Source organism: Kosakonia sp. SMBL-WEM22 (genome assembly GCF_014490785.1).
Classification (GTDB): domain Bacteria; phylum Pseudomonadota; class Gammaproteobacteria; order Enterobacterales; family Enterobacteriaceae; genus Kosakonia.
Genome location: NZ_CP051488.1, coordinates 545,941 through 572,447, shown reverse-complemented (window position 1 = coordinate 572,447; position 26,507 = coordinate 545,941). Strand labels below are relative to the sequence as shown.

The window sequence follows — 26,507 nt, the reverse complement described above, 5'->3', positions numbered from 1 at the left end:
GAGGTGAAGTGTGGAAGGCGTACCTGAGCAGTTTATAGATGAGCGCGACCGCGCGCGGTTTCGCCACCTGGCGCAGTTGCCGGGGGTGGAGCTGTACCATGCGCACATCTCCCGCTACGCCTTTGAGCCACATACCCATGAAGCGTTTGGCATTGGCGCGATTGAATCCGGTGCCGAGCGCTTTCGCTATCGCGGTACGCAGCATGTCGCCCCGACCAACGCGGTCGTCACCATGAACCCCGATGAGATCCACACCGGCGAAGCGGCAGGTGAAGAGGGGTGGCGCTATCGTATGGTCTATCTTGAGCCCGATCTGCTGGAGCAGGTAACCGGTGTGCGCCACTGGTGGTTTCGCGATGTCACGCGGCTCGATCCGCTGCGCGCCCGCCAGCTCTGCAACCACATTTATGCCCTCTGGCACACCGACGATCCGCTGGCGCAACAGGGCGTACTGCTCGACCTGATTGATACCTTTCGCCCGCTGGCGCAGCACGCGCCGCAGCGTCGGGAGGGAGCACACCGTTTTGAGCGGGTACGCGATTACCTACATGACAACTATATGCGCAGCCTGACACTCGACGATCTGGCAAGCGTCGCGTCGCTCAGCCCCTATCACTTCCAGCGCCAGTTCAAAGCCCATTTTCACGTCACGCCGCACCAGATGCTGATGGCGATCCGCCTGTGGCGCGCCAAGCATTTTCTCACCCAGGGGATGCCTGCGGCCGATGTCGCCGCTTTAACGGGCCTGACTGATCAATCCCATCTCACCCGCGCTTTTACCCTGCGCTACGGCATTACCCCGGTACGCTATCAAAAGCAGGTTGCGCGCCGATAATGCGCAATCTCCTACAATACGCCCCCGCCCTGCTCCCCTACACTGGCGTGAACCAGATAAAAGAGGTGAAGAGATGGTAAGTGGTGTGTTGTATGCCTTACTCGCCGGGCTGTTTTGGGGACTGATTTTTGTCGGGCCGCTGATCGTGCCGGACTACCCGGCCGCCCTGCAATCGACGGGGCGCTACCTGGCGCTGGGGCTGATTGCGCTGCCGTTAGCATGGCTCGGGCGCGCGCGTCTGCGCCAGTTAACGCGAAGCGATTGGTGGACGGCGCTGTGGCTCACCTTGATGGGTAATCTGATCTACTACGTCTGCCTTGCCAGCGCCATTCAGCGCACCGGCGGCCCGGTGTCGACAATGATCATCGCCACGCTGCCGGTGGTGATCCCGGTATGCGCCAACCTGCTCTACAGCCAGCGTGACGGCAAGCTGGCGTGGGGACGGCTGTTGCCAGCGCTGATCGCTATCGCCGTTGGGCTGGGGTGTGTGAATATTGCCGAATTGCGCCAGGGCATTCCGGATTTCAGCTGGAGCCGGTATGGTTCAGGCATTGCGCTGGCCTTTATTGCGGTGGCATGCTGGGCGTGGTATGCGCTACGAAACGCGCGCTGGCTGCGGGAAAACCCGGATAAGAACCCGATGATGTGGGCAACGGCGCAGGCGCTGGTGACGCTGCCGTTGTCCCTGGTAGGCTATGTTGCGGCGTGTCTGTGGCTTGACGTTCAGCAGCCCGACTTCGCGCTCCCCTTCGGCCCGCGCCCGCTGCTGTTTATCGGCCTGATGTTCATCATTGCGGTGCTCTGCTCGTGGGTGGGCGCGCTGTGCTGGAACATTGCCTGCCAGCGCCTGCCGACGGTGATTGTCGGCCCGCTGATCGTCTTTGAAACCCTTGCCGGGCTGCTCTACACCTTTCTGCTGCGCCAGAGCCTGCCGCCGTTCTTAACCCTGCTCGGCATTACCCTGCTGATTGGCGGCGTGGTGATGGCCGTCGCGTCGAAACCGCAAAAAGCCCACATCACTCAGCTTGAGCAGCCATAAAAAAACCCGGCTTACGCCGGGTTTTCATCAGAAGGTTTCCCAGTTGGCTTCGTTCACGCTGGCCGCAGCCGGCGTCTTCGCCATCGCAACCGGCGAGCGCAACGCAGGGCGCTGAACGTCACGGCCGCGGTTCACTTTGAACACCGCAACGGTTTCGGTCAGGCGAGCGGCCTGCTCTTCCAGCGCAGCGGCCGCAGCGGCGGACTCCTGCACCAGCGAGGCGTTCTGCTGGGTCACGCGATCCATCTCGGCAACAGCCTGGCCAACCTGGTCGATACCACGGCTCTGCTCATCAGACGCAGAGGAGATTTCGCCCATGATATCCGTCACACGCGTTACCGCGCTGACGATCTCAGCCATGGTTTCACCCGCTTCGTGAACCAGCGCTGAACCGGCGCTTACGCGGTTACCGGAGTCATCAATCAGCCCTTTGATCTCTTTCGCGGCCTGCGCGCTGCGCTGTGCCAGCGTACGCACCTCACCTGCTACTACGGCAAAACCACGGCCCTGTTCACCGGCGCGGGCAGCTTCTACCGCGGCGTTCAGCGCGAGGATATTGGTCTGGAAGGCAATACCGTCGATCACGTTGGTAATCTGGGCGATTTTGCTGGAGCTGGCGGCGATCTCGTCCATTGTACGCACCACACCATCTACCACTTCACCGCCTTTCTTCGCAGTACCGGAAGCGTTAAGCGCCAGCTGCGTTGCCTGACGGGCGTTGTCGGCGTTCTGTTTCACCGTCGCGGTCAGCTGCTCCATGCTGGCTGCGGTCTCTTCCAGCGAGGCCGCTTGCTGCTCGGTACGCGAGGAGAGATCGTTGTTACCGATAGAGATTTCACCGGCACCGGTATAGATCGTATCTGCGCCATCGCGCACCACGCTGACGGTTTTTACCAGAGCCTGCTGCATCTCCTGCACGTTCTGCGCCAGGCGCGCCATCTCGTTGGAACCTTCGGCATGGATCGCATGGGTCAAATCACCGGTAGCGATTTGGCGAATGTGGCCCATCACTTCATGCAGCGGCTTCAGCAGCACACGCTGCATGGCAACCCAGCTCATGGCGATAACACCCAGTACAACAACCATCACTGCCGCCAGGATCCAGAGAATGCGGATGTAGTCATGTTCGTTCTGTTTCACGCCTTCGCTGGCAAGTTTTGCCTGCTCTGCGCGCCAGGCGCGATAGCTCTTCTCCATCGCTTCCTGTTTTTTCTGCGCATTCTGACGGAACATATCTTCCAGCTTACCAGCGAGCAGTAGGCGGTTCATCTCAGTCAGCGTCGCATGATAGGTGGTGTACTGCTTCTCCAGCTCGTCAGAGAGCGCTTCATCCATACCCGGTGTTTGCGGCAGTTTGTAGTAAACATCGTAATGCTGCTGCGCCTGGTTGAGCAGGTTGGTGGCGTTTTGCACCAGCTCACTCAGCTGCCCGCCATTAATCTGGCTAGCGGTGCTGCTCTGTAAACGCAACATGCCGCGGTTCAGAGTGACACGTGCCTGGTTGAGGCTGATCCACGCATCGGTAAATTCGGATACGTTCTGGCTCGAGACCTGGGAAACATTGAAGTTGTGCTTGTCATTGTTTAGCGCACTAATGAAAACGCCAGCTGAGATCAGCTGAAGTGCGCCAAGCACAACTAAAACCATGATTAATAAAGTTATAACTTTGATACGTTTGAACATCGTCGGCCTTTATCGCGTACAGAGTATTGTCAGAAGAGAGACTATCGGCAGCGATGAAAAGTTGTTTAATGTCAATAAATTGCCCTATCCAAAACTTTCCAGAAAAAGTAATTGTATTCAATGTGTTAATTTCGAAATATTTTTTGTGATGCGCATCACTGTTTTTCGCGTAATAAAGGAATAAGGGAACCGCGTTCCCCGTAAGAGGTATATCATCGCCGTAAAGATGCATTTAAAATACATCTTAAAGACTCAACATTGAGGTAACTGCTATGGCTTTCCGCGATCAACCCCTGGGCGAGCTGGCGCTTTCCATCCCGCGCGCCTCTGCTCTGTTTCGTAAATATGATATGGATTACTGCTGCGGCGGTAAGCAGACGCTGGGCCGCTCGGCGGCGCGTAAAGCACTCGATATCGATGCCATTGAGGCCGAACTGGCGAAGCTGGCTGAACAACCTCTCGATAAAGAGTGGCGCACGGCACCGCTGGCAGAGATCATCGACCACATCATTGTGCGCTACCACGATCGCCACCGCGAGCAGCTGCCGGAGCTGATTCTGCAAGCCAGCAAAGTGGAGCGCGTCCACGCCGATAAACCGAATGTGCCGCGCGGGTTAACCAAATACCTCACCATGCTGCATGAGGAGCTCTCCAGCCACATGATGAAGGAGGAGCAGATCCTCTTCCCGATGATTAAACAGGGGATGGGCGCGCAGGCGATGGGGCCGATCAGCGTGATGGAGAGCGAGCATGATGAGGCGGGCGAGCTGCTGGAGGTGATTAAGCACACCACGCAGAATGTGACGCTGCCGCCGGAAGCCTGCACCACCTGGAAGGCGATGTATAACGGTATCAACACGCTGATTGATGATTTGATGGAACACATCAGCCTGGAAAATAACAATCTTTTCCCGCGTGCCCTCGCAGGTGAAAAATAAAAAGACGCCCGAGAGCGTCCTTGATATGGAAGTTTAGAGCCGCCTCGCGGCTCTTTTTTTATGGCTTGCGGTTGGCAATGCGCTTTTTACCGGCAAAGAGCCAGCCGGCACCCAGCACCACGAACCACAGCGGCGTGACGATCAGCGCCTGGCGGGTGTCTGCTTCAAGCGTCAGCAGCACCAGCACAAACAGGAAGAAGGCCATGCAGACCCAGCACATCACTTTGCCAAGTGGCATTTTGTAGATCGATTTTTCGTGCAGCTGCGGACGCTGTTTACGGTAGACCAGATAGGAGCAGAGAATGATGGTCCAGACGAACATAAACAGGATCGCTGATACGGTGGTGATCATGGTGAACGCGGCAATCGCACTCGGGTTGACATAGAGCATTACCACACCGCCCAGCAGGCAGATGCAGGAGAAAGTCAGCCCTTTCGCCGGTACCGCACGTTTAGAGAGCTTGGCGAACGCTTTCGGGGCCACGCCATCCTGCGCGAGGCCAAACAGCATGCGGCTGGTGGAGAAGACGCCGCTGTTGGCGGAAGAGGCTGCTGAGGTCAGCACCACAAAGTTGATGATGCTCGCCGCCGCCGGAATGCCGACCAGTACGAACAGCTCAACAAACGGGCTCTTATCGGCAACCACGGAGCTCCACGGCGTGACCGACATAATCACAATCAGCGCGAAGACGTAGAACATGATGATACGAATCGGAATCGAGTTGATGGCGCGCGGCAAGGATTTCTCCGGATCTTTTGTCTCTGCCGCGGTTGTACCGACCAGTTCGATACCAACAAAGGCAAAGACCGCAATCTGGAAGCCCGCAAAGAAGCCGCTGATACCTTTCGGGAACCAGCCGCCTTCATTCCACAGATGGCTGAACGACGCCTCGACGCCGGTCGGCGATTTAAAATGCATCAGTACCATGCCGACGCCCACGACAATCAATGCCACAATGGCGACGATTTTGATCATCGCGAACCAGAACTCCATCTCGCCGAACATCTTAACCGTGGCGAGGTTGAGGCTCAGTAGCACAACGACCACCGCCAGCGCGGCGATCCAGTCGGCAAGGCCGGGGTACCAGAATTGTGCATAAGCAGTAATGGCGACCACATCCGCCATGCCGGTGACGACCCAACAAAACCAGTAAGTCCAGCCGGTAAAGTACCCCGCCCACGGCCCGAGCAGGTCGGCGGCGAAGTCGCTAAATGATTTATATTCGAGGTTGGAAAGCAGTAATTCGCCCATCGCACGCATAACGAAAAACAGCATAAAGCCGATGATCATATAAACGAAGATGATTGACGGACCGGCGAGGCTAATTGTTTTGCCGGAACCCATAAATAAACCGGTACCAATGGCACCGCCAATAGCAATTAGCTGAATATGCCGGTTCGTAAGATTACGCCGTAGCGACTGTTCAGCCGGAGCCGGATTATCGGCATCGGCTTTAACTTGATCTACCATGTTAGTTTCCTGTCTGTGTTGTGGGGCTCTGCTGGCCTTTACGTGTCTGCTTCGTCCTTAATGGACGCATCGATATTAGGTAAGAATCGGCGGGATGAATACTCTGAATTAAATTGAATGTTAAATATTTGTTTAAAGTGAGTGTTATATCACCTGGCAAATGCGAAACAGCTCACAAAAATACACCTGATTGTGCGCTTTGCAAGATAATATATTGCTAATAGTTCTGTTTACCAACGATCTGCGAAGTTAAAAACCCTCCCTTCTATTAAAAGTGAGGGCTTCTCGCCGAAACTTACAGAATTTCCAGCAGTTCCACTTCAAACACCAGCGTGCTGAATGGCGGGATGGATGCGCCAGCGCCGCGCTCGCCGTAAGCGAGGTTGTGCGGAATGGTCAGTTCCCATTTGGAGCCAACCGGCATCAGCGTCAGGGCTTCGATCCAGCCAGCGATCACGCCGTTAACCGGGAATTCAGCCGGTTCGCCGCGCGCAACGGAGCTGTCGAACACGGTACCGTCGATCAGCTTACCGGTGTAGTGGACGCGTACGCGATCGGTGCGCGCCGGGATAGCGCCTTCACCCTGGGTGATCACGCGAAATTGCAGGCCGGATTCGGTGCTGTTAACGCCTTCGCGCTCGCGGTTTTCATCAAGGTATTTCACGCCTTCTGCCGCCATCTCTTCAAAACGGGAGCGACGAACCGCGTCAGCACGTTCGTGGATTTCACGCAGCGCACGATGAACAACGTCTACCGGTACTGCAGGCTGTTTGCCCGCCAGCGCATCGGCGATACCCGCGACCAGCGCTTCCGGTAGCAGCCCCTCTAACCCGGATTCGCTCAGCTGCTGTCCTACCTGCAAACCAATGCCGTAGCTGGCTTGCGCTTCGATCGTGTCAAAAGTTGGGGTGGTCATGGGTTTTCCTTCCATCGCTTTTTAAAGTAGCGCGCAGCATAACAGCCGCCCTGGGCCGGGCACAACTTTGTCACGGGAAAGATGACAAAAGGGCGCGAAAGGGAAAGAATGGTTCACGTTAGCAAAACCCTGCATTTTGGTGTCAAAATAGCACTTTACACGGGCTTTCATGCGGTTAAACGCCGCGAACGCCAATGCAGGGAGATAAAGTGTATATACTCAACGAGACAGGATATTAAATGACGCGGAGCAGGAGGAGAGCCATGCCCGGGCGATTTGAACTGAAACCTACCCTTGCGAAGATCTGGCATGCCCCGGACAATTTTCGCCTGATGGATCCGCTCCCGCCCCTTCACCGCCGCGGCCTGATTCTGGCGGCGCTGCTGGTCATTATCGGCTTTCTGCTGCCGACAACGGATGAGAGCGTGCCACAGCGCAGCGGTGAGGCGCGCGATGCGCAGCTCGATCTCCCCGCTTCGCCTGATGTTACGCCGCCACAGGTGGTCAACGATCCGCAGCTCAATGCGCCCAGCGCGGAAGCATCGATGCAGCAGCAGGAGACCATTGAGCAGCAGCCCTCGAGTGAACAGCCGCCAGCCACTGAGCAAAACAGCCAACCGCTGGCGACCAACAGCGGGATCGATCAGCAGTGGCGCACCTATCGGGTGGGCGAAGGGAAAACCCTCGCGCAGCTCTTCCGCGACCACAATCTGCCGCCAACGGATGTCTACGCGATGGCGAAGGTTGAGGGCGACGGCAAACCGCTCAGCAACTTGCAAAGCGGCCAGATGGTGAAGATCCGCCAGAATGCCAATGGCGTGGTCACCGGCCTGACGATTGAGACCAGCGGCCAGCAGGTGCTCTTTACCCGCCAGCCGGACGGCAGCTTTATCCGCGCCCGCTAAATCTCATGCGCCGGGCGGTCATTACCCGGCGCGCTTATTGACCCACGCGATCCCCGTACAGACCAGCACCAGCGCGACAGCGTATTTCCACTCCAGAATATTCTCGCCGAGGAAAATGGCCGACAGCACCGAGCCTGCCACCGGAATGACAAAGTTGAAGGGTGCGATCATACTGACACGGTTCACTTTCAGTAGCGCGCTCCACAGGGCAAAGGCAACCGAGGAGAGCAGCGTCAGGTAGGCGAGCACCGCCACCGCCGCTGCGCTATCTACCGCCAGCGTGCCGCCCGTCAGATAGCCGCCCGCCAGCAGCGCCAGACCGCCTATCGCCAGCTGCCAGCCGGTCATCACCGTCGGATCAACCGTTTGTGAAATACGCTTACCATACAGCGTAGCGGCAGAGAGGATAAACGCCGCCAGAATGACAAAGCCGTCGCCCTGCCAGACAAAGCGGAAATCCGCCAGCCCGCGGTGGAAGTTCACCAGCATCACGCCAGCGAAGCCCAGCACGCAGCCGAGCGTTTTGTTGTAGCTCAGCTTGTCATTGTGATAGATGAAGTGCGCCAGCAGCACGCTGAAGAAGGTGCCTGTGGCGTTCATGATCGACCCGTTCACCCCCGTCGTATAGGCAAGGCCAATATAAAAGAAGGTGTATTGCAGCGAGGTCTGGGTCAGCCCGAGCAAAGTTAGCTGCCCAAACTGCGCAGCGCTCAGCCTGGCGATAGGTTTACGCTGTGCCAGCGCGAACAGCAGCAGTAGCGCCCCGGCAAAGAGAAAGCGGTAACCGGCAAACACCACTTTGGAGGGGATGTCGTCGGTGGCGATATGGAACAGTTCATAGCCGCTTTTGATCGCCGGGTAGGAGCTACCCCATAACAAACAGCAGAGCGTGGCACAGGCGTAAGCGACGTGACGACGGGCAAAAACGGGGGTGGGTAGAGGGGAATGCATGGCTAATCTCAAAAATAAAATTGCGTTTCAATTTAGTATCTGAGAATGCGGCGGAAATAGCTACCGGGAAAGGCAAGAATTGTGGACGGAGCAGAAAAGCAAAACGCCGGCACAAGGCCGGCGCTTCGTCTCTCGTCGTTGTTCATGTTGCAGAGGCGTTAGCGCCTGCAGACCTGAACAACTCAGAGCGCAGTGATGAGTAAAAAATTACTCAGCAACTACGTTTACAGTCAGCTTAGCGAATACTTCGCTGTGAACCTGGAAGTCCACTTCGTGCTCACCGGTGGTACGCAGAACGCCGTTCGGCATACGAACTTCGCTCTTCGCCACTTTAACGCCAGCTGCAGTTACAGCGTCAGCGATGTCGCGGGTACCGATGGAACCGAACAGTTTACCTTCGTCGCCTGCTTTAGACGCGATGGTAACGGTGCCCAGTGCATTGATTTGCTCAGCACGAGCGTTAGCAGCCGCCAGAACGTCAGCCAGTTTGGCTTCCAGCTCAGCGCGACGTGCTTCGAAATACTCAACGTTTTTCTTGGTAGCCGGAACAGCTTTACCCTGCGGTACCAGGAAGTTACGAGCGTAGCCCGCTTTAACGTTAACCTGATCACCCAGGCTACCCAGGTTTGCTACTTTATCAAGCAGAATAACTTGCATTACCTTATCCTCTCAAAGTCGTATTAATGGACCGTGACCGATTACTGATGACGATCAGTGTACGGCAGCAGGGACAGGTAGCGAGCGCGTTTGATAGCGCGTGCCAGCTGACGCTGATATTTTGCACGGGTACCGGTGATACGGCTCGGGACAATCTTACCGCTTTCGGTGATGTAGTTTTTCAGCGTAGCGATATCTTTATAGTCGATCTCTTGAACGCCTTCCGCGGTGAAACGGCAGAACTTGCGACGACGGAAATAACGTGCCATTTGGCTAGTCTCCAGAATCTATCAATTCAATCTGCTCGGCATGCAGAACCATTTTGCTCAGGCCGTTCTTTGCCTTGTGGCAACTGATGAACCCCTGAACGGTTACTGCGCTACCGACCGTTATACTGTGAGTAATGGCCTGGTTCTCCTGCCCGCTGATTATTACAGGCATTTGGCACCACGCCTGCCGGTGAAAACCGGCTTCCTCCTGCACAGAGCGATGCTCAAGCACGAACTGGCAGTGTGGAATTCCTGACGGGCTGACCTTTCGCAGCGGCGTCCTGCACACGGTGCCGGACAACACCAGACGGTTGGTCATCAGGAATTACTCTTCAGAATCCCCAGCATCTGCATCATCTGTGGTTTCGTTTGCGAAATCATCGCGACGCTCACGGCGCTCGTCTTTCGCTTTAACCATCGGAGATGCTTCGGTTACCGCGTTCTTAGTACGCATAACCATGCTACGGATAACGGCGTCGTTGAAGCGGAAGTTTGTTTCCAGCTCATCGATCGCTTCCTGCGGCGCTTCAACGTTCATCAGAACGTAGTGTGCTTTGTGCAGTTTGTTGATCGGGTAAGCCAGCTGACGGCGGCCCCAGTCTTCCAGACGGTGGATCGTACCTTCTGCTGCAGTGATTGCACCAGTGTAACGTTCGATCATGCCCGGAACCTGTTCGCTCTGGTCAGGATGGACCATAAAAACGATTTCGTAATGACGCATCGAATTGCTCCTTACGGATTATTCAGCCTCCTGTCTGGGTCAGCCGAGGCCCGGGGAGGCAAGGAACGTGTTAAAGGTCGGCTGAAAAATTGACGCGTCATAATACTGGCGTCCCCCCAGGAACTCAAGGTGAATTGCATAATTAATTCGCACTAAGCGCCAAGAGAAGCCGCCACGGCGAATTACACTTAACCAGCGCACCTCACAACCTAAGGAGAAGAGATGTACAGGCGATAGTTCCCGAAGACGTACTGGAGCGTAACATCATGAAATACATCGCACTTTTACTAGCAACCCTGCTGCTTAACGCCCAGGCTAGCGCAGCAATCAACCTTCCCCCACCACAAGCCCGCAATATGGACGACGTGCAGAGCTTAGGTGTTATCTATATTAATCATAACCATACCGACGCAAGCGACACCGAACCGCTGCTGCCCCCACGCCCGGATGCCGTCCCGCCGCTTAAAGATGGCGGTTAAAAAAGCTGACCGTCGCCTCCAGCGCCTGTGGCGTAATGCGATGGGCAACGCCCGCTTCCCATAGAGAGGTAAGGTTAGCGTCACGCTGCGCGTCCGCCAGCGCCTGCTGTAACCGGAAGGATTCAGCGGCGGGTACAACATCATCCGCTTCGCCATGCCACAGCAAGAGCGGGCGATCGGCAATACTCTCTAACTGGTCCGTCACTTCCCACTTCGCCAGCGGCGCGAGAATGGCGTTGAAAGCCTCCTGCTGCGCAGCGTTAGTGACCTCAAGCGGCGGAAACAGCGTGCGGGCAAGGGAGGTAAAGTAGCCCGATCCCATCAGGCTGGCGACACAGCGCACCTCCGGGTGACGAGTCATAATACCCAACGCCGTCATGCCCCCCATTGAGGCGCCGCCCACCGCCAGCCGATTGCCGTCAATAAGGTTGTGCTGATGCAGCGCATCACGCAACGCGGCGAACTCGGTAAGATTGCCCTGCAGGATTTGCCAGAATTGACGCAAGCGGCGCTCAGCGTTGCCGCTAAAACGCGCGCCATGATCGGGCGCATCGGGCATGATCACGCGAAAACCCGCCTGCGCCAGCGCGACGGCGAAATAGCTGTAAACCAGCTTTGATGAGGTAAAGCCGTGATAAAAGACGACACAGGGGAGCGGTTGTTGCCCTTTTCCGGTCGGGAAGGCGTGTAGCACCTCATTACCTGCGAAGTGGTCTGTCTGAATTTCAATCATTTTTCCCTCCGTAATCTATAGTGCAGATATGCCACCCGCAGCGCGCTGGCGCAAGCCAGATTCCGCATAAGCATTGCGCATGATGAGAGCCAGATTACGCTTTCCAGATACTTTCATTCGAAATCAGTGCTCAAGCTAACACTTCGGGAACAATCCTCCAAAGTGAAACCCATCAGGAACTACACTATGGCTATCAGTAGAGAGAAGAAACCCACGCGCGCCTTGCTGCCGCTGCTGTTTGCCCTGCTTATCAGCGGCTGTGCTGCGCTGGAAGGTAAGCCTCAACCCGCGCCACCGGCCAAAGAGACACCGCAAGAGATTGGTCGAAATCAGACGCAGGGGTTGCAGGAGATTGGGTCAGTTAACGTCACGGTGATGGGCTCGCCCATGGATGTCGAAACAGCGATCAAAGCAAAAGCCTCCGCAGCGAAAGCGGACTATTACGTGATCATAATGATGGATGACACTGTATTCCCCGGCCGTTGGTATGGTCGCGCCCTGCTTTATCGTTCGTAGTGAGATGTTGATTTTAAGGACTTTTACACTGCTTTGCGTCCATTGATGTTCTTCTGTGCACTATTGGGTTCTGATTTCTCTTGTGCGTAAGGAAGCCCCGATCCGAGTCGGGGTAGCGAAAAATGGAGCTGACGACAATGAAACAATCTCTCGCCTTAAACTCGCTGTTACTCTCGGCCGGTATGCTGAACACGACCGCGCAGTCCGCCGAGTTCGCTTGCGCCGACCGTGTAACGGGGCTTAACGAAATTGGCCTTATCTCGGTCGATAATGTCGCAGGCAGCCAGCAAGATGTTGAGCGTGTCATTGCCCTGAAAGCGGATGAACAGGGCGCTTCCTGGTATCGCATTATTCGCATGCAGGAGGCGAAGCAAGTTGATTCGTGGCAGGTGCAGGCGATTCTCTACGCCTGAGAGTGGTAAGTAAAAAGCCACTAATTCAGGGCGTTTCTTTATGACCCTACTTTCTTTAAGATTATGTTATTCGGGTGATACACCCATGTAACATAATGTTACAAATCTACGCTAAATATTGTCCGCGTCCTGCCGTTAAGGAGGCTCACACAGACAAAAACGGACACATTATGAGCGCCCTCTTTCGTCGTGCCAGCCTCGGTGCAAAGCTCTCTTTGCTGACTGGCGCAAGCGTTGCGACACTATTTCTCCTCTTTACTTTTTTGATGAGCAACAACGCCAGCCGACAGCTGGAAACGCTGGCTATGGAAGATCTGCACAGCCAGTCCACCGGCGTGGTCGACATGGTGGAGATGTTCAACAGCAGCCTCAGCGAAGAAGTTGAAAGCTATACACGTTTGTTTGGCAGCTTCCTGCCGCAGCCGCTTGCCATTGACCCACAGCAGCGCCGCGAGATTAACGGCATCGACGTTCCGCTACTGAAAGCCGGGGACGTTGAGCTGCATAACAACAACGCCATTCCTGATGATTTCCTTAACCGCACCGGCGCGATTGCCACCCTTTTCGTGCGCAGCGGCAACGAATTTGTGCGTGTCGCCACGTCCCTGCGTAAAGAGAATGGCGATCGTGCGATCGGCACCAAGCTTGATCCCGCCAGCCCGGCGTTTGCACCGGTGATGAAAGGTGAGGTCTATCGCGGCCTCGCGCTGCTGTTCGGCAAACGCTATATCACCCAGTACCAGCCAGTAAAAGATGCCAGCGGCAACACCATCGCTATTCTGTTTGTCGGCGTCGATATCACCCGCTCCTGGCAGGTGATGCGCGGCAAGATCCTCGGGCGCAAACTGGGCGAGAGCGGGCATTTCTTCGTGATTGACCGCAACCCAGGGAAAAACCTCGGTAACTATCTGTTCCACGGCGACCAGGAAGGCAAACGCCCGCAGTGGAGCGAAAGCGATCTGCAGGCAGTGCTGAACAACGAGAGCGGCACGCTGACACAGCAGAGCGCCGATGGCCGCACGCTGCTGCTCTCCTACACCGCGCTGCCCGGCTGGAACTGGACGGTGGTGGGTGAAGTTGATAAAGCCACGCTGCTGCACGATGTTAACGCCATGCGTAACCAGTTCCTGCTGGCAGGCGTTATCGTCTCCCTGCTCTTCGCGACGCTGTTTGTGGTGATCATTCGCCGCTGGCTGTCGCGCCCGCTGCGTAGCGTGATCGATCTGGCACAGCAGTATGCCGCAGGCGATCTGCGCGCCACGCTGGCAGTGGATCGTCACGATGAGGTAGGTCAGTTGATCGCCGCGATCAATGGCATTGGCGATGGGCTGCATAAAATTGTGCTGCAGGTGCGCGAATCCGCCGCCGAGATTAACCTCGGCACCAATGCGCTGGCCGCCGACAGCAGCGAGATCAGCGATCAGATCAATAAGCAGGCCAGCAGCGTGGAAGAGACCTCTGCCAGCATGGAGCAGATTGCGGCCACCGTGCAGCAAAACGCCGCCAATATGGAGCAGACGCAGCACCTGGTGAATGAAACCACCGACGCGGTGAAAAAAGGTGGCCAGACCGTCGAGCACTCCGTAGAGACAATGGAAGATATTCGCGCCGCTTCACAGCGTATCGCCGATATTACCCATGTGATCGAGTCAATTGCCTTCCAGACTAACATCCTCGCGCTTAACGCAGCGGTGGAAGCGGCGCGCGCAGGCGAACATGGCAAAGGCTTTGCCGTTGTCGCCCAGGAAGTACGCGCTCTGGCGGCACGCAGCGCTAACGCGGTGAAAGAGATCGACGCACTGATTGGCGATACGCTGAAAAAAGTGGGCGAAGGTCACTCTCAGTCGGAGGCGACCCGCATCGCAATGCAGGCGATCATCAATCATATGAACAATATCAACCAGTTGGTGCATGAGATAAACCATGCTTCCCATGAACAGTCCGCCGGGATTAATCAGGTGAACTTGGCGATGACGCACATTGGCGATGCTACGCACATCAACGCCGGACGCGTAACACAGAGTGAAGAGACCGCGCGCATTCTGCGTGAAAAAGGGGCACATCTGAGCGAGCTGGTGAGCCTGTTCCGCTTAAAAATGGATTAATGGGCTCCGCCCGTGGCGCGCAGCAGCAGGTCACTTTTCACCTGTTCATCAATCCGCGACGCGCCGCGAGTATCAAGCATCATCTGGCACCACGTCTGCGCTATCGGCGGCGATGCGTGCCGCAGCATTTGCGCACCGACGCCCAGTCGCCAAAGCTGCTGGGTAATCTCCCGCCCTTGCGCTTCGTCCGGCTTACGCAGCCGCGGCTGGAGCTGCCGCCAGGCGCGTTCGAAATGGCGATCCCGCCCTTTGACCGCTGCAAACTCCTCGCTTAATAACGCCAGCACGCCCGGTTGTTTCGCCAGCACGCGCAGCACATCCAGGCACATCACGTTTCCCGAACCTTCCCAGATACTGTTAACCGGTACTTCGCGGTAGAGCCGCGGCAATTCGCTCTCTTCGCAGTAGCCGATCCCGCCCAGCACCTCCATCGCTTCGGCGACGAACGGTATGCCGCTTTTGCACACCGCAAACTTCGCCACTGGCGTAAAGAGGCGCGCCCACAATGCTTCCTGCGCATCCGACCGGTTATCCCACGCGCGGGCGAGGCGAAAGATCATTGCCGTTTGCCCCTCAAGCTGGAGCGCCATGCGGCTAAGCACGTCGCGCATTAAGGGCTGATCGACAAGGTTTTTGCCAAATGCCTGCCGATGGTGGGCATGATAGAGCGCCACAGAGAGGGCACGGCGCATCAGGCCATGGCTGCCGAGCGCGCAGTCAAAGCGCGTCAGCCCGCCCATTTTGAGGATCTGGCGTACGCCATCGCCCTCTTCGCCGAGCAGCCAGCCGCAGGCGTCAACAAACTCCGCTTCGCTGCTGGCGTTCGAACGGTTGCCAAGCTTCTCTTTGAGCCGCTCCAGCCGCACGCCGTTACGCTCACCGTCTGGCAGAAAGCGCGGCACAAAGAAGCAGGAGAGGCCGCCCGCCGTCTGCGCCAGCACTAAGTGCGCATCGCTTTGCGGCACCGAAAAGAACCACTTATGCCCCACCAGCCGGTAGTGATCGCCGCTCTTTTCCGCGCGCGTGGTGTTACTCAACACATCGGAGCCGCCCTGTTTCTCCGTCATCCCCATGCCGATAAGCAGCCCGCGTTTCTCGCCGCCCGGCAAGAGATGGGGATCGTAGCGATCGCTGAGCAGCGGTTGCTGCCAGCCAGCAAAAGCTGCGGGAAGCGCCTGCTGCAATAGTGGTGTGGCGGCAAAGGTCATGGTGATGGGGCAAAGGGTGCCGGACTCCACCTGCGCATGGAGCACGAAACGGGCGCTGCGCGCGACAAACGATCCGGCTCGCGCCTGCTCCTCCCACGCCAAGTTATGCACACGGTTGCTGCACAACCCCTGCATCAAAAGGTGCCAGGCCGGATGGAAGCGCACATCATCGAGCCGCTCGCCGGTGCTGCTGTAGCGCAGCAGTTCCGGTGGATTGGCGTTCGCCAGCCGACCGAGTTCAAGGGATTCTGCCGTGCCGAGTTGCTGGCCGATGCTGGCGAGCAGTTCAGCGTCCCACGCCGCGCCTTCGCGCATTACCGCGTCGTAGAGCGGACGGTCAGAGAGAAACAGGTTGCTATTGTGCAGGGGAATAGGTTGGTTAAAAACGGTGTGCGTTTGCCAGCGCATGCTCACTCCCTCCTTAAAATGCTACGCCGCTAAGTATGGACAGCACACGCTGGCGCTGCATGGGAGGGGAGTCACACAGCGGTAATATCATTGCGATCAATCGTGAAACGGCTCACATTATTCAGGAATAATATATTTCTCTACGAACATTCTAATGAATAATTTATTCTCACCTTCCTGACGAGAATCATTATGCATTCACCTCACCCTGCGCCAGATGCGCACAAGCGTGCGCTTATCGCCGGCTCGATTGGTAACTTTATCGAGTGGTACGAATTTGCGGTGTACGGCTTCCTCGCCACCGTGATTGCGAAAAACTTTTTCCAGCTGGCGGGCGACTCGGGGTTGACCAGCCTGATCCTCACTTACGCGTCGTTTGCCATCGCCTTTTTCTTTCGCCCGCTGGGCGCGGTGCTGTTCGGGCGCATTGGCGATCGGCTCGGGCGCAAACCGACGCTGATTATCGTGCTGGTACTGATGACGCTGGCGACCGCCGCGATTGGCATGGTGCCGGTCTATGCCTCGATTGGCGTTGCCGCGCCGCTGATCATTACCGGGCTGCGTATTTTGCAGGGGCTGTTTGCCGGCGGTGAGTATGGCGGCGCGGTGTCGCTGATGACCGAGTTCGCCCCGCGCGGCAAGCGCGGGCTGTATGGCGCCTGGCAATCCTTTACCGTTGCGCTGGGGCTGCTTTGCGGCGCAGGCGTGGTGGCGCTGCTCTCGGCGATCCTCACACCGGAAGCGCTGCATGAGTGGGGCTGGCGCATCCCCTTCTTCCTCGCCCTGCCGATGGGCGTGGTCGCGCTGTGGCTGCGGGTGAGCATGGAGGAGACGCCGAGCTTTGTGCAGCAGCAGGAGAAACCGCCCATTCAACAAGCCAACCGCACCGCGACGCTGAAAGCGATTTTTATGGGCATTGGCCGGGTGATGGTGTGGTCCGCCGCCGGGTACACCTATCTGGTGATTATGCCGACCTACCTGCAATCAGCGCTGCATACCGGCTTTAACCAGGCGCTGCTGATTGCGGTCATCTCCAATGTCGGCTTTGCGCTGACCATTATTCCTGCCGGAATAGCGAGCGATCGCTATGGCCGCCGCACGGTGATGGTGACAGCGACGATTTTGCTGCTGATCCTCGCGCTGCCGCTGCTCAAAATCCTGCAGGCAGAGTCGGGCACGCTGGCGATAAAAGCGGGGGTGGTGCTGATTGCGGGCGGTCTGGTAGGCGTGCTGGCAGGCCCCGGTCCGGCGATGCTGTCGGAGATGTTCCCGACGCGTGTGCGTTACACAGGCCTGGGCGTGGCCTACTCGCTCTCAAACGCCCTCTTTTCGGGCTGCGCGGGGTTGATTATTACGGGGCTGATTAAAGAGACCGGCAATCTGGATATTCCGGCCTATTACGTGATGGCGACGGCGGTGGTAAGCATTGCAGCGTTGATGACGCTTAATAAAGATGACCACTTGCGATCGCTTGAGGAGTAACGATGGCTGTTGCGTAGGCCAGATACGCAAAGCGCCATCCGGCATTGTTCTGTAGGCCGGATAAGCGAAGCGCCATCCGGCATTGCGTGCACTTAACTTCTCTGGCGTACCGCTTCAAACAGGCAGATACCGGTTGCGACCGAAACGTTCAGCGAGGAGACGCTGCCCGCCATCGGAATGCTGATCAGCTCATCGCAGTGCTCGCGGGTCAGACGGCGCATACCTTCGCCTTCCGCGCCCATCACCAGCGCCATCGGGCCGGTCATTTTGCTCTGGAACAGGGTGTGATCCGCTTCGCCCGCAGTGCCGACGATCCAGATATTCTCTTCCTGCAGCAGACGCATGGTGCGCGCCAGGTTGGTAACGCGGATCAGCGGAACACTCTCTGCCGCGCCGCAGGCCACTTTTTTCGCCGTCGCGTTCAGCTGCGCCGATTTGTCCTTCGGCACGATCACCGCATGGACGCCCGCCGCATCGGCGCTACGTAAACAGGCGCCGAGGTTATGGGGATCCGTGACGCCATCGAGGATCAAAAAGAAGGGTTGATCGAGGCTGGCGATCAGATCCGGCAGATCGTTCTCCTGATACTGACGGCCAGGCTTAACGCGTGCAATGATCCCCTGGTGCACCGCGCCTTCGCTCTTCTCATCCAGATACTGGCGGTTCGCTACCTGGATCACCACGCCCTGCGCTTCCAGCGCGTGGATCAGCGGCAGAAGACGTTTATCTTCGCGGCCTTTCAGAATAAAAACTTCCTGAAAACGCTCCGGGGCGCGCTCCAGCAGGGCCTGCACCGCATGGATGCCGTAAATCATTTCACTCATTGAGGGTACTCATTTGGGGCGGTTTGCGCCGGGTTGTTAGGGCCGTGATAGTGATCACCGGCGCCCATTATAACCAACCCACGCCTCAGGTCGAACTTAACCCGCCGTGCGAGGCGGCAGGTTTATCTAAGCGCCGGGAATTGCGCGTTAAAAACTCTCCCAGCTTGTCTCTGCCAGCGCCGGTTTAAGCGCGGCGGTCTTGCTTGCCGCTGGCTTTTTCGCGGCCTGCGCTTTATGGCCGGAAAGGGTGAAGATAGAGATAGTCTGCTCCAGCTCTCGCGCCTGCTCTTCGAGCGAGCTTGCCGCCGCAGAGGACTCCTCCACCAGCGCGGCGTTCTGCTGGGTGGTGGTATCCATCTCAGCCATCGCCTGACCAATCTGGGTGATGCCGCGGCTCTGCTCTTCTGACGCGCCGGCAATCTCATTCATGATATTGCGTACCTGGGCCACAGAGGTGACGATCCCCTCCATCGCCTCACCGGCACCGGCGACCAGCTTAGAGCCATTCTCTACCTGGGTACCCGCTTCATGGATCAGGGCTTCAATCTCTTTTGCCGCCGTGGCACTGCGCTGCGCCAGCGTTCTTACCTCACCTGCAACCACGGCAAACCCGCGCCCCTGTTCACCCGCACGCGCCGCTTCTACTGCGGCGTTGAGCGCCAGGATATTGGTCTGGAAAGCGATGCTGTTAATGACGTTGATGATGTCGCCAATTTTGTGCGAGCTGGCGCGGATGCCCTCCATCGTGGTGACCACTTCACCGACAATCTTGCCGCCGCGATCGGCATTTGAAGAGGCTTCTGCCGCCAGTTTGCTGGCATGGCTGGCGTTGTCAGCGTTCTGTTTCACCGTTGAGGTCAGCTCTTCCATACTGGCGGCGGTTTCTACTACCGCAGCGGACTGCTGCTCCGTACGCGAGGAGAGATCGATGTTGCCAGCGGCGATTTCTGCCGAGGCGCGCGACACGCTCTCCACGCCGCTACGCACGCGGGATATCACCTCTTTCAGGTTCTCATTCATCACGGAAACCGCTTGCAGTAGCAACCCCGGCTCATCGCGACGTTCGGTTGAGATAGACATGGTGAGATCGCCCTGCGAAATGCGCTCGGCAATATGCAGCGTTTCACGCAGCGGACGGGTAATGTTGCGGGTGATGCGCCAGGCAATCAGCAGCGCAATCGCAATGCCTACCGCCGCAGCAATCAGCATGATGGTCATCGCATGAGACATGGTTTGCTTCACCTGCGCCTGCTGCCAGACGAAGAAATTCTCAACGGACTCGTTTAAATGGGTGGCGGTGCCGGTCAGGGTTTTAGATTGCGTTGCCTGATTGGCAAAGGCGGTGACGAACTGGTCAATATTCTCCCGCAGGCTGGTAAGCTCGGTGGTCAGCGCAGCGTTTAAGGAGTCAAGCTCTCCGCCCTGCCCGGCCAGCGCTTTACCATATTCCGCGCTTTGCTGAAGCGCCGTGCTGAGACGGGCGGCGATATCGGCGCTGCCGGAATCGATCAGCTCTTCAATTAACAGCGCCGACTGTTGCAGCCTGCCTTCAAGTCGCGCGGCCACTACCGTGCTGTCAGGGCTGAGGCTACCGCTGGCGCTCAGTGACGCGGTCTGCTGGGCGATATCTTCAATCTTCGCGGCGCGCAACGCGGCGGCCAGCTCGTTACGGCGCTGTATTGACGAGACAAAGGTGCTTCTTTGCGCCATGTACGTTTCGGTTTGCTGCTGTAGGCTATCAATTTTCGCCCGCCCTTCCTCGCTCCAGGAGAAAGTATCCAGCGAGTTCGCCAGCTCGATAATTTGTTGTAACGCCTTGAGGTTTTTATCAGCGTTTTCCGCCGAGCCGGTATATTGATAAAGGGTGCGGTTAAGGCGTGCGGTGCTGAGTGTATTTACCATCTGGACGGTAACCGCTTCTTTATCGGCATTCTCTTCAACTTTTTTAAAGCCAATAAGACCCGTAGCAACGGTAATCAACATAATAATAAGCACGATAATAAAACTGGAGGTCAGTTTTTTGCCGACGCTCAAATTATTCGTGATGTTTCCTATAAAAGCGGTAACGGACATACGGTTCACCATAAAGTTAGTTTGGGGGCGCTATTTCCAGTTATCGTCAGCCTTAAAATTTAACTTTATGATTTATTCTTCAGCTTATGCGTAAAATAGAGTATTCATGATCTAAATCACGTATTACTGCAACGCACGTTGAATCCATTTCGGCATAACATATTACCGCCCCGATCGGGATATATCATATTTATCTATCTTTTTAGAGGTGCATTTTATTAGGGTGCTATTAATGTCGTTAAAAATAATTTTGCACCCGGTGATTGCGCGCTGGAGCAAGAGTCCTTTAGCGAAGTGGATCAGCCCGCCAGCAATGACGACAGATAATGCGAACCTGTAAGCAAGCCGGGCTAAAAAGTTGGTGATACATATAGTTATTTCAAAGAATGTAACAGCATATTAAGGTCAAAGAGAAATGATTATTATCAATTGCGATGGTAATATTTTTCATATTTAAAGCAATGATGAAAAAAAGAACAACCAAGGCAAATATTCAATATTAATTGAGGCAGGGAATTAAACCAACGCTAAACCAGACGAGCATCCAATATTGACATCGCCAAATAATAGCCATAACGAGCGTTAAATATCATGCGTTACGTAATTTACATTTTGAGACCAGCGCAATTTTTCAGACAGAGGCGTACTTGATAAGTTCAATGTGAAATTATTGAGGAGTCGCAAACGTGAAAAAATTATCTGTTCTTTTATCTTTATCTCTGGTTATGGCATCGGGTTCAGCCCTGGCGATGGGTTTTACCGCCGAACAAAGTAAGAACTACACCAATCTCAATGCGGAATTAGGCAAAAGCTCAGATGGCTTATATGCAGAGAGCAACTGGGTAAAAAACACGAAGGATGGTGCGCAACTGGGCAGCCTGGGCGTGGGCTATAACTTTGGCCTCGGTCCGGTGACCCTCTCTGCGGGCACAAAAGCCGTCTACCTCGGGCCGAAAAAAGGCGATAACGGCGTGGCCTTCCCGATTGGCGGCGGCATCGACTGGGCGCTGACGGACAGTATTCATCTCTATGGCGAAGGCTACTCCGCACCGAACGGCCTGACCAACAGCGTGAAAAATTACGTCGAAGCGAATGGCGGCATTAAGTGGACACCTATCACCCCGCTTACGCTTAAAGCCGGTTACCGTCACGCAAGCGTCGATGGCAAAGATGGTCGTCCGGGCCATACCATTATCGACGGAGCCTATTTAGGCGCTGGCGTCACCTTCTGATATTTGTGCATACCGGGGGGAATGCTTCTCCCCGTTTCCCCTGCCTTAACATTGGCGTGCAGGCAGGATCGATTCTCTACTGCGCCTCTCCTTCCAGTAACAAAGGCAAAACCCTGCGAGCCTGGGATTACCGCATAAATCTTATATTTTATGGGGTTATATTCATTCGAATAATAACTTCTCCTGACCATCATATTTGTTACTATTTCGCTGTTCTTTATATCCGTTCAGGGCAACTAACCTATGGAATGAATAGATTATGAGTGAACAAGATCTTTCGACAATTAAGGCCGGGAACACGATCAATAAGCCTGTGTTTGCTACATCGGCGTTATTAATCGTGCTCCTTGCGGCTTTCGCCTCGCTTTTCCCCGAACTCGCCGACACGAAATTCAAGCTGTTACAGCAGGAGCTTTTCACCAATGCCAGCTGGTTTTATATCCTTGCCGTCGCGCTGATCCTGCTGAGTGTCACCTTCCTTGGGCTTTCGCGTTATGGCGATATTAAACTTGGGCCCGACCACGCACAGCCTGACTTTAGCTACCACTCCTGGTTCGCGATGCTCTTCTCGGCAGGCATGGGGATCGGCCTGATGTTCTTTGGCGTGGCCGAGCCGGTGATGCACTACTTATCGCCACCGGTGGGCACACCTGAAACCATTGAAGCGGCGAAGCAGGCGATGCGCCTCACCTTTTTCCACTGGGGGCTGCATGCTTGGGCCATCTACGCCATTGTCGCGTTGATCCTCGCCTTCTTCAGCTACCGCCACGGTTTACCGCTCACGCTGCGCTCCGCGCTCTTCCCGATTATTGGCGATCGCATTTACGGGCCTTTAGGCCACGCTGTCGATATTTTCGCGGTGATCGGTACGGTCTTTGGCGTAGCCACCTCGCTGGGCTACGGCGTATTGCAGGTCAATGCGGGCCTGAATCATCTGTTCGGCGTGCCGATCAATGAGACCGTACAGGTTATTTTGATCGTCGTGATCACCGGCCTTGCCACGATTTCCGTAGTATCAGGCCTCGATAAAGGGATCCGCATCCTCTCTGAACTGAACCTTAGCCTGGCGCTGCTGCTGCTGGTGTTAGTAATGCTGCTTGGCCCGATGGTGCTGCTACTTAAATCCTTTGTTGAGAACACCGGCGGCTATCTCTCCGAGCTGGTGAGCAAGACATTTAACCTCTACGCCTATGAGCCGAAGTCGAGCAACTGGCTGGGCGGCTGGACGCTGCTCTACTGGGGCTGGTGGCTCTCCTGGTCGCCGTTTGTCGGTATGTTTATCGCCCGCGTCTCCCGTGGCAGAACGATCCGTGAGTTTGTCACTGGCGTGCTGTTTGTCCCGGCAGGTTTCACGCTGCTGTGGATGACGGTGTTTGGTAACAGCGCGATCCATCTCATCATGACCGAAGGCGCACGCGACCTGGCTGACACCGTGCAGCAGGATGTCGCGCTGGCGCTGTTTAACTTCCTTGAGCACTTCCCTTTCGCAAGCGTTCTGTCGTTTATCGCCATGGCGATGGTGATTGTCTTCTTTGTCACCTCCGCTGACTCTGGTGCCATGGTGGTGGATACCCTCGCCTCCGGCGGCTCAAGTCATACGCCGGTCTGGCAGCGCATCTTCTGGGCTGCGCTGATGGGTGTGGTGGCGATTGCGCTGCTGCTGGCTGGCGGGTTAAGCGCCCTGCAAACGGTGACCATTGCCAGTGCGCTGCCCTTCTCAGTGATCCTGCTGATCTCAATTTATGGGCTGTTAAAAGCGTTGCGTCGGGATCTCACCAAGCGTGAAAGCCAAAGCATGGCGACCATCGCGCCGACTGCGGCGCGCAACCCGATCCCGTGGCAGCGTCGGTTACGTAATATCGCCTATCTGCCGAAACGATCGCTGGTGAAACGCTTTATGGATGATGTCATCCAGCCAGCGATGACACTGGTGCAGGAGGAGCTTAATAAACAGGGAACGCGCAGTACCATCAGTGATGCCGCAGACGATCGTATTCGCTTCGAAGTCGACCTGGGCGATGAGCTTAACTTTATTTATGAAGTGAGGCTGCGAGGGTATAACGCCCCGACCTTTGCGATTTCGGGCCTGGAGAGTGATGAACAGCAGGCGGAGCAGCATAAGTATTACCGCGCTGAAATCTATCTCAAAGAGGGCGGGCAAAACTATGATGTTATGGGCTGGAATCAGGAGCAGTTGATCAACGATATTCTTGATCAATATGAAAAACATCTACACTTCCTGCATCTGGTTCGTTAACCACCCCAACACCGCCTGCGGGCGGTGTTTTTTCAATCAGGATTCAAGCCCTGACGCGCTAAACTTTACCGAAACGACAACGAGTTACTGGAGACTCCGGATGGCCAATTTTTTTAAGAAGTTTTTTGGCGGTGGTAACGATAAAGCGAAGGACGAAGCGCTTCGCGAACCCGACCTGACCATTGTCCGCGCCAATAATGAGATGCAGCTGCGTACACAGGCGGCAACCGAGATGTGGGGCCTGGACAGCGCCGAGTGGGGTGTTGATCTCGATGTCGGTACCATTACCTTTACCAATCATGAAAAAGGGTGGGTCATTACCGCGCCGGTGCAGGTGGTTGGCACCTATGACACCGAAGAGGGAACCTGGCTATGGGGATGGGATCACCCTTCCGTGCGCGAAGCGCTCGGCGAATATGCCGCCCGTGTGCGCGCCTTTGGCGAGCAGCATGGTCTTGAAACCTTAACCACACGTCAGATTAGCGCCTCTGCAGAAGATGCCTGGACCTTTACCGCGCTCGCCTGTCACCTTGGCGGCGGTGCGGGCGGATATAGCGGCCTCGCTGGTACGACCCGGGTATTTATGGTCTTTGACAATGTGACTATTAATAAGCAAGCGTAAGCGCATGTTGCAGGTCTGGAAAATAATCATCAAAACCGATTTTTTTCCAGATCGTTGGATTAGGCTAAATCTCAATTCACGGACAACTGTTATTAAAAACATAACGCACACTGTTATAGTTTTTTATATTATTGCGCGTCACCATTGAGACCGCTTCTTTCGTAAAACGCCACCTATCCAACTGAAAAAATTGACTTTCAATCTAACACACCTCTCTTTTCTGTTACTAAAAACAGAATAAAAACCAGATAGTTCTCAAAAAATGGAGAGGCCGCCAATATCTTTTATAATTAAATAAACAGTGATTAATTCAACATAGCGACATAATATTTATTATGTAAAGTGTCTCATCGCGTATAAAAAACGTTTTTTTAGTGAGTATTATTATAAGACGATTTAAATATGCATCTTTATTCGCTTAAGGCGACTTTTTATTAATTAGGAGACACCAGGCTGGAGAACTGTTCCAGGCAACGCTCACCAACGCAGAGTCAGGTAAAACAGAGCGCACTGAAAAGTAAGAGCTTATTTTGCTGGCCCTAACAGGAGGAGACCATGAGCACCATTGATACAGAAAAAGTGGCAGGTGTGCTTATCGGAAAGGCTGTCAAACAGCTGCTGAACACGGATGAGGCAGTCTCTTTTCGCGCCGTGCTGGCAATACTCAATGACAAACGCAAACAGGCGGTAAGCCGCGAAGGCATTGCGGCCTGCGACAGCGCTATTGATGAAATTCAGGCGATGATTGCTAAAACGACGAACGAACGTTCGCGTGCGCCGGTGAACCGTAAGAACTTTCTAGCGCAGTGGAAACCAGGCACGGACGATAAGATCCATTAATAAAAAACGGCAGCCTCCGCTTGTGCAAAGGCTGCCGTGCTAAATCCATCTACTTAGATATCATCCTGAGTGCGATGAACAATCATCTCCAGCGCGTTGCGCAGGATGTCATTCTGGACAACGTCAGATTCCGTCTCAAGCCGGCTGATAAGAGCAAGAATCAGATCCTTATTGGTCACCACGGTTTTCACTGATTTCAGTGCAAAGGTCAGCTCGTCAATAATCTGTTTTTCGGCCTCAAAGGCATGAAGCTTGCTGTCTGTAGTCTCAAATGTCTTAAAAGTCGCGTTATTCATCATAAACTCGCTAGAAAAAGTGACGTGGCTATCCTTTGCAGTCAGCCCAGTAAGTTGTACAGATTTCCCCACGAAACTTGTACAACACCGACAAGTTAGACGTGAAAACGTTAGCGCGCAATCATTTTAAGGATATATCCTCTGATTCTGATACCACGAACCGCCCTCAGCCCTTGTAACATGGGGTCTGACAGGTTTTTAGAGGGTAAGGCCGAACTGCTCAGGGGAGATGAGATGAGTGTCCAGAAGCTCGATTTTTACGCAGATGATGAAGGTATAACGACAGATCTAACCCTGCCCGCTTTTGGCGCGCAGGCGGTGCAATGCACTGCCCTTGAGTGCGATGTGGCAGATGGAAATATAAGAGAGACGCTCGCATTTCTTATTCATCAGCAATACGCCATTTTCGAAAAAGCCGTTATCGCAGCGCAGAACTACACGCTAAGCATCTATTCCGCAGCGCTCAGCGAGCTGACGCTAATAAGAATCTACCTGTTGCCGCCGGAGAAGAGATGTTTCGGTTTACTCTTTTCAAACGAAATCGATCCAGAACACGGCATCGGTATGAAATTCACAGGGTGTGACTTAACGAAAATTGGCAGCGCCGAAACGGCTTTTCTCTGACGCTTTATTT

The 26,507-nt window shown here is 55.3% G+C and carries 27 protein-coding genes; 14 read left to right on the top strand and 13 right to left on the bottom strand.

Features of this window, described 5'->3' with window-relative positions:
- Nucleotides 1-10 precede the first annotated feature (10 nt).
- The gene (locus HF650_RS02835; protein ID WP_187801092.1) at nt 11-835 is read left to right on the top strand and encodes an AraC family transcriptional regulator; all 825 of its coding nucleotides are present in this window, start codon (nt 11-13) and stop codon (nt 833-835) included.
- Nucleotides 836-908: 73 nt separating this feature from the next.
- Nucleotides 909-1,874 carry a DMT family transporter gene (locus tag HF650_RS02830; RefSeq protein ID WP_187801091.1) on the top strand — a complete coding sequence of 322 codons (966 nt, stop codon included), beginning with the start codon at nt 909-911 and terminating at the stop codon, nt 1,872-1,874.
- Nucleotides 1,875-1,901: 27 nt separating this feature from the next.
- On the opposite strand, the gene HF650_RS02825 is transcribed toward HF650_RS02830, so the two are convergent.
- Nucleotides 1,902-3,557 carry a methyl-accepting chemotaxis protein gene (locus HF650_RS02825; RefSeq protein WP_187801090.1) on the bottom strand — a complete coding sequence of 552 codons (1,656 nt, stop codon included), beginning with the start codon at nt 3,555-3,557 and terminating at the stop codon, nt 1,902-1,904.
- Between the two features lie 272 nt (nt 3,558-3,829).
- Between HF650_RS02825 and ytfE the strand changes: the two genes are divergently transcribed.
- Entirely contained in the window at nt 3,830-4,495 is a 666-nt protein-coding gene (gene ytfE, locus HF650_RS02820; RefSeq protein ID WP_187801089.1) for an iron-sulfur cluster repair protein YtfE, read from the top strand.
- 58 nt (nt 4,496-4,553) lie between these two features.
- Here ytfE and cycA read toward each other — a convergent pair whose 3' ends face one another.
- Both cycA and fklB read right to left on the bottom strand, forming a co-directional pair.
- Nucleotides 4,554-5,966, bottom strand: coding sequence for a D-serine/D-alanine/glycine transporter (cycA, locus tag HF650_RS02815; protein WP_187801088.1), 1,413 nt, complete (start codon nt 5,964-5,966; stop codon nt 4,554-4,556).
- 295 nt (nt 5,967-6,261) lie between these two features.
- Nucleotides 6,262-6,882, bottom strand: a complete 621-nt coding sequence (fklB, locus tag HF650_RS02810; protein WP_054803029.1) for an FKBP-type peptidyl-prolyl cis-trans isomerase — start codon at nt 6,880-6,882, stop codon at nt 6,262-6,264.
- A 263-nt stretch (nt 6,883-7,145) separates the two neighbouring features.
- Here fklB and HF650_RS02805 point away from each other — a divergent pair, with 263 nt between their 5' ends.
- Nucleotides 7,146-7,787 carry a LysM-like peptidoglycan-binding domain-containing protein gene (locus HF650_RS02805; RefSeq protein WP_187801087.1) on the top strand — a complete coding sequence of 214 codons (642 nt, stop codon included), beginning with the start codon at nt 7,146-7,148 and terminating at the stop codon, nt 7,785-7,787.
- A gap of 21 nt (nt 7,788-7,808) precedes the next feature.
- Here the strand turns inward: HF650_RS02805 and HF650_RS02800 are convergent, their stop codons facing one another.
- The 5 genes from HF650_RS02800 to rpsF all read right to left on the bottom strand — a co-directional run bounded on the left by HF650_RS02800 (nt 7,809) and on the right by rpsF (nt 10,385).
- Nucleotides 7,809-8,738 carry a DMT family transporter gene (locus HF650_RS02800; RefSeq protein WP_187801086.1) on the bottom strand — a complete coding sequence of 310 codons (930 nt, stop codon included), beginning with the start codon at nt 8,736-8,738 and terminating at the stop codon, nt 7,809-7,811.
- 207 nt (nt 8,739-8,945) lie between these two features.
- Nucleotides 8,946-9,395 (bottom strand): 50S ribosomal protein L9, encoded by a 450-nt coding sequence (gene rplI, locus HF650_RS02795; RefSeq protein WP_042711846.1) that lies wholly within the window; start codon nt 9,393-9,395, stop codon nt 8,946-8,948.
- A 41-nt stretch (nt 9,396-9,436) separates the two neighbouring features.
- Nucleotides 9,437-9,664, bottom strand: a complete 228-nt coding sequence (rpsR, locus tag HF650_RS02790) for a 30S ribosomal protein S18 (protein ID WP_000135199.1) — start codon at nt 9,662-9,664, stop codon at nt 9,437-9,439.
- A gap of 4 nt (nt 9,665-9,668) precedes the next feature.
- Complete coding sequence (priB, locus tag HF650_RS02785; RefSeq protein ID WP_023478447.1) at nt 9,669-9,983, bottom strand: primosomal replication protein N; 315 nt, start codon at nt 9,981-9,983, stop codon at nt 9,669-9,671.
- A gap of 6 nt (nt 9,984-9,989) precedes the next feature.
- A complete protein-coding gene (rpsF, locus tag HF650_RS02780) occupies nt 9,990-10,385 on the bottom strand; it encodes a 30S ribosomal protein S6 (protein ID WP_187801085.1) in 396 nt (131 codons plus the stop codon).
- 266 nt (nt 10,386-10,651) lie between these two features.
- On the opposite strand from rpsF, the gene HF650_RS02775 reads away from it, so the two are divergent.
- Nucleotides 10,652-10,864 carry a hypothetical protein gene (locus HF650_RS02775; RefSeq protein ID WP_187802816.1) on the top strand — a complete coding sequence of 71 codons (213 nt, stop codon included), beginning with the start codon at nt 10,652-10,654 and terminating at the stop codon, nt 10,862-10,864.
- Here HF650_RS02775 and yjfP read toward each other — a convergent pair.
- Nucleotides 10,848-11,597 (bottom strand): esterase, encoded by a 750-nt coding sequence (gene yjfP / locus HF650_RS02770; RefSeq protein WP_187801084.1) that lies wholly within the window; start codon nt 11,595-11,597, stop codon nt 10,848-10,850. The two genes, HF650_RS02775 and yjfP, sit on opposite strands and share 17 nt — an antisense overlap.
- A gap of 186 nt (nt 11,598-11,783) precedes the next feature.
- On the opposite strand from yjfP, the gene bsmA reads away from it, so the two are divergent.
- The 3 genes from bsmA to HF650_RS02755 all read left to right on the top strand — a co-directional run bounded on the left by bsmA (nt 11,784) and on the right by HF650_RS02755 (nt 14,631).
- The gene (bsmA, locus tag HF650_RS02765) at nt 11,784-12,113 is read left to right on the top strand and encodes a biofilm peroxide resistance protein BsmA (protein WP_187801083.1); all 330 of its coding nucleotides are present in this window, start codon (nt 11,784-11,786) and stop codon (nt 12,111-12,113) included.
- Between the two features lie 122 nt (nt 12,114-12,235).
- The gene (yjfN, locus tag HF650_RS02760; RefSeq protein WP_275944600.1) at nt 12,236-12,526 is read left to right on the top strand and encodes a DUF1471 family protease activator YjfN; all 291 of its coding nucleotides are present in this window, start codon (nt 12,236-12,238) and stop codon (nt 12,524-12,526) included.
- 170 nt (nt 12,527-12,696) lie between these two features.
- Nucleotides 12,697-14,631, top strand: a complete 1,935-nt coding sequence (locus tag HF650_RS02755; RefSeq protein WP_187801081.1) for a methyl-accepting chemotaxis protein — start codon at nt 12,697-12,699, stop codon at nt 14,629-14,631.
- Here HF650_RS02755 and HF650_RS02750 read toward each other — a convergent pair.
- Nucleotides 14,628-16,247: an isovaleryl-CoA dehydrogenase gene (locus tag HF650_RS02750; RefSeq protein ID WP_187801080.1), complete on the bottom strand. Its 1,620-nt coding sequence runs from the start codon at nt 16,245-16,247 to the stop codon at nt 14,628-14,630. The two genes, HF650_RS02755 and HF650_RS02750, sit on opposite strands and share 4 nt — an antisense overlap.
- 192 nt (nt 16,248-16,439) lie before the next feature.
- On the opposite strand from HF650_RS02750, the gene HF650_RS02745 reads away from it, so the two are divergent.
- Entirely contained in the window at nt 16,440-17,729 is a 1,290-nt protein-coding gene (locus HF650_RS02745; RefSeq protein ID WP_187801079.1) for an MFS transporter, read from the top strand.
- 92 nt (nt 17,730-17,821) lie between these two features.
- On the opposite strand, the gene rlmB is transcribed toward HF650_RS02745, so the two are convergent.
- Together rlmB and HF650_RS25515 are read right to left on the bottom strand one after the other, a co-directional pair.
- Nucleotides 17,822-18,553, bottom strand: a complete 732-nt coding sequence (rlmB, locus tag HF650_RS02740; protein WP_187801078.1) for a 23S rRNA (guanosine(2251)-2'-O)-methyltransferase RlmB — start codon at nt 18,551-18,553, stop codon at nt 17,822-17,824.
- 147 nt (nt 18,554-18,700) lie between these two features.
- Complete coding sequence (locus tag HF650_RS25515) at nt 18,701-20,626, bottom strand: methyl-accepting chemotaxis protein (RefSeq protein WP_275944599.1); 1,926 nt, start codon at nt 20,624-20,626, stop codon at nt 18,701-18,703.
- Nucleotides 20,627-21,312: 686 nt separating this feature from the next.
- On the opposite strand from HF650_RS25515, the gene HF650_RS02730 reads away from it, so the two are divergent.
- From HF650_RS02730 to HF650_RS02715, 4 genes are all read left to right on the top strand, one after another.
- Entirely contained in the window at nt 21,313-21,858 is a 546-nt protein-coding gene (locus tag HF650_RS02730; protein WP_187801077.1) for a YfaZ family outer membrane protein, read from the top strand.
- A 259-nt stretch (nt 21,859-22,117) separates the two neighbouring features.
- Nucleotides 22,118-24,115 (top strand): choline BCCT transporter BetT, encoded by a 1,998-nt coding sequence (gene betT / locus HF650_RS02725; RefSeq protein WP_187801076.1) that lies wholly within the window; start codon nt 22,118-22,120, stop codon nt 24,113-24,115.
- 100 nt (nt 24,116-24,215) lie between these two features.
- Nucleotides 24,216-24,737 carry a DUF6882 domain-containing protein gene (locus tag HF650_RS02720; protein WP_187801075.1) on the top strand — a complete coding sequence of 174 codons (522 nt, stop codon included), beginning with the start codon at nt 24,216-24,218 and terminating at the stop codon, nt 24,735-24,737.
- Between the two features lie 555 nt (nt 24,738-25,292).
- Nucleotides 25,293-25,577 (top strand): hypothetical protein, encoded by a 285-nt coding sequence (locus HF650_RS02715; RefSeq protein WP_187801074.1) that lies wholly within the window; start codon nt 25,293-25,295, stop codon nt 25,575-25,577.
- A gap of 53 nt (nt 25,578-25,630) precedes the next feature.
- Here the strand turns inward: HF650_RS02715 and HF650_RS02710 are convergent, their stop codons facing one another.
- Nucleotides 25,631-25,873, bottom strand: coding sequence for a biofilm development regulator YmgB/AriR family protein (locus HF650_RS02710; RefSeq protein ID WP_023478549.1), 243 nt, complete (start codon nt 25,871-25,873; stop codon nt 25,631-25,633).
- 180 nt (nt 25,874-26,053) lie between these two features.
- On the opposite strand from HF650_RS02710, the gene HF650_RS02705 reads away from it, so the two are divergent.
- Nucleotides 26,054-26,497, top strand: coding sequence for a hypothetical protein (locus HF650_RS02705; protein WP_187801073.1), 444 nt, complete (start codon nt 26,054-26,056; stop codon nt 26,495-26,497).
- Nucleotides 26,498-26,507 lie beyond the last annotated feature (10 nt).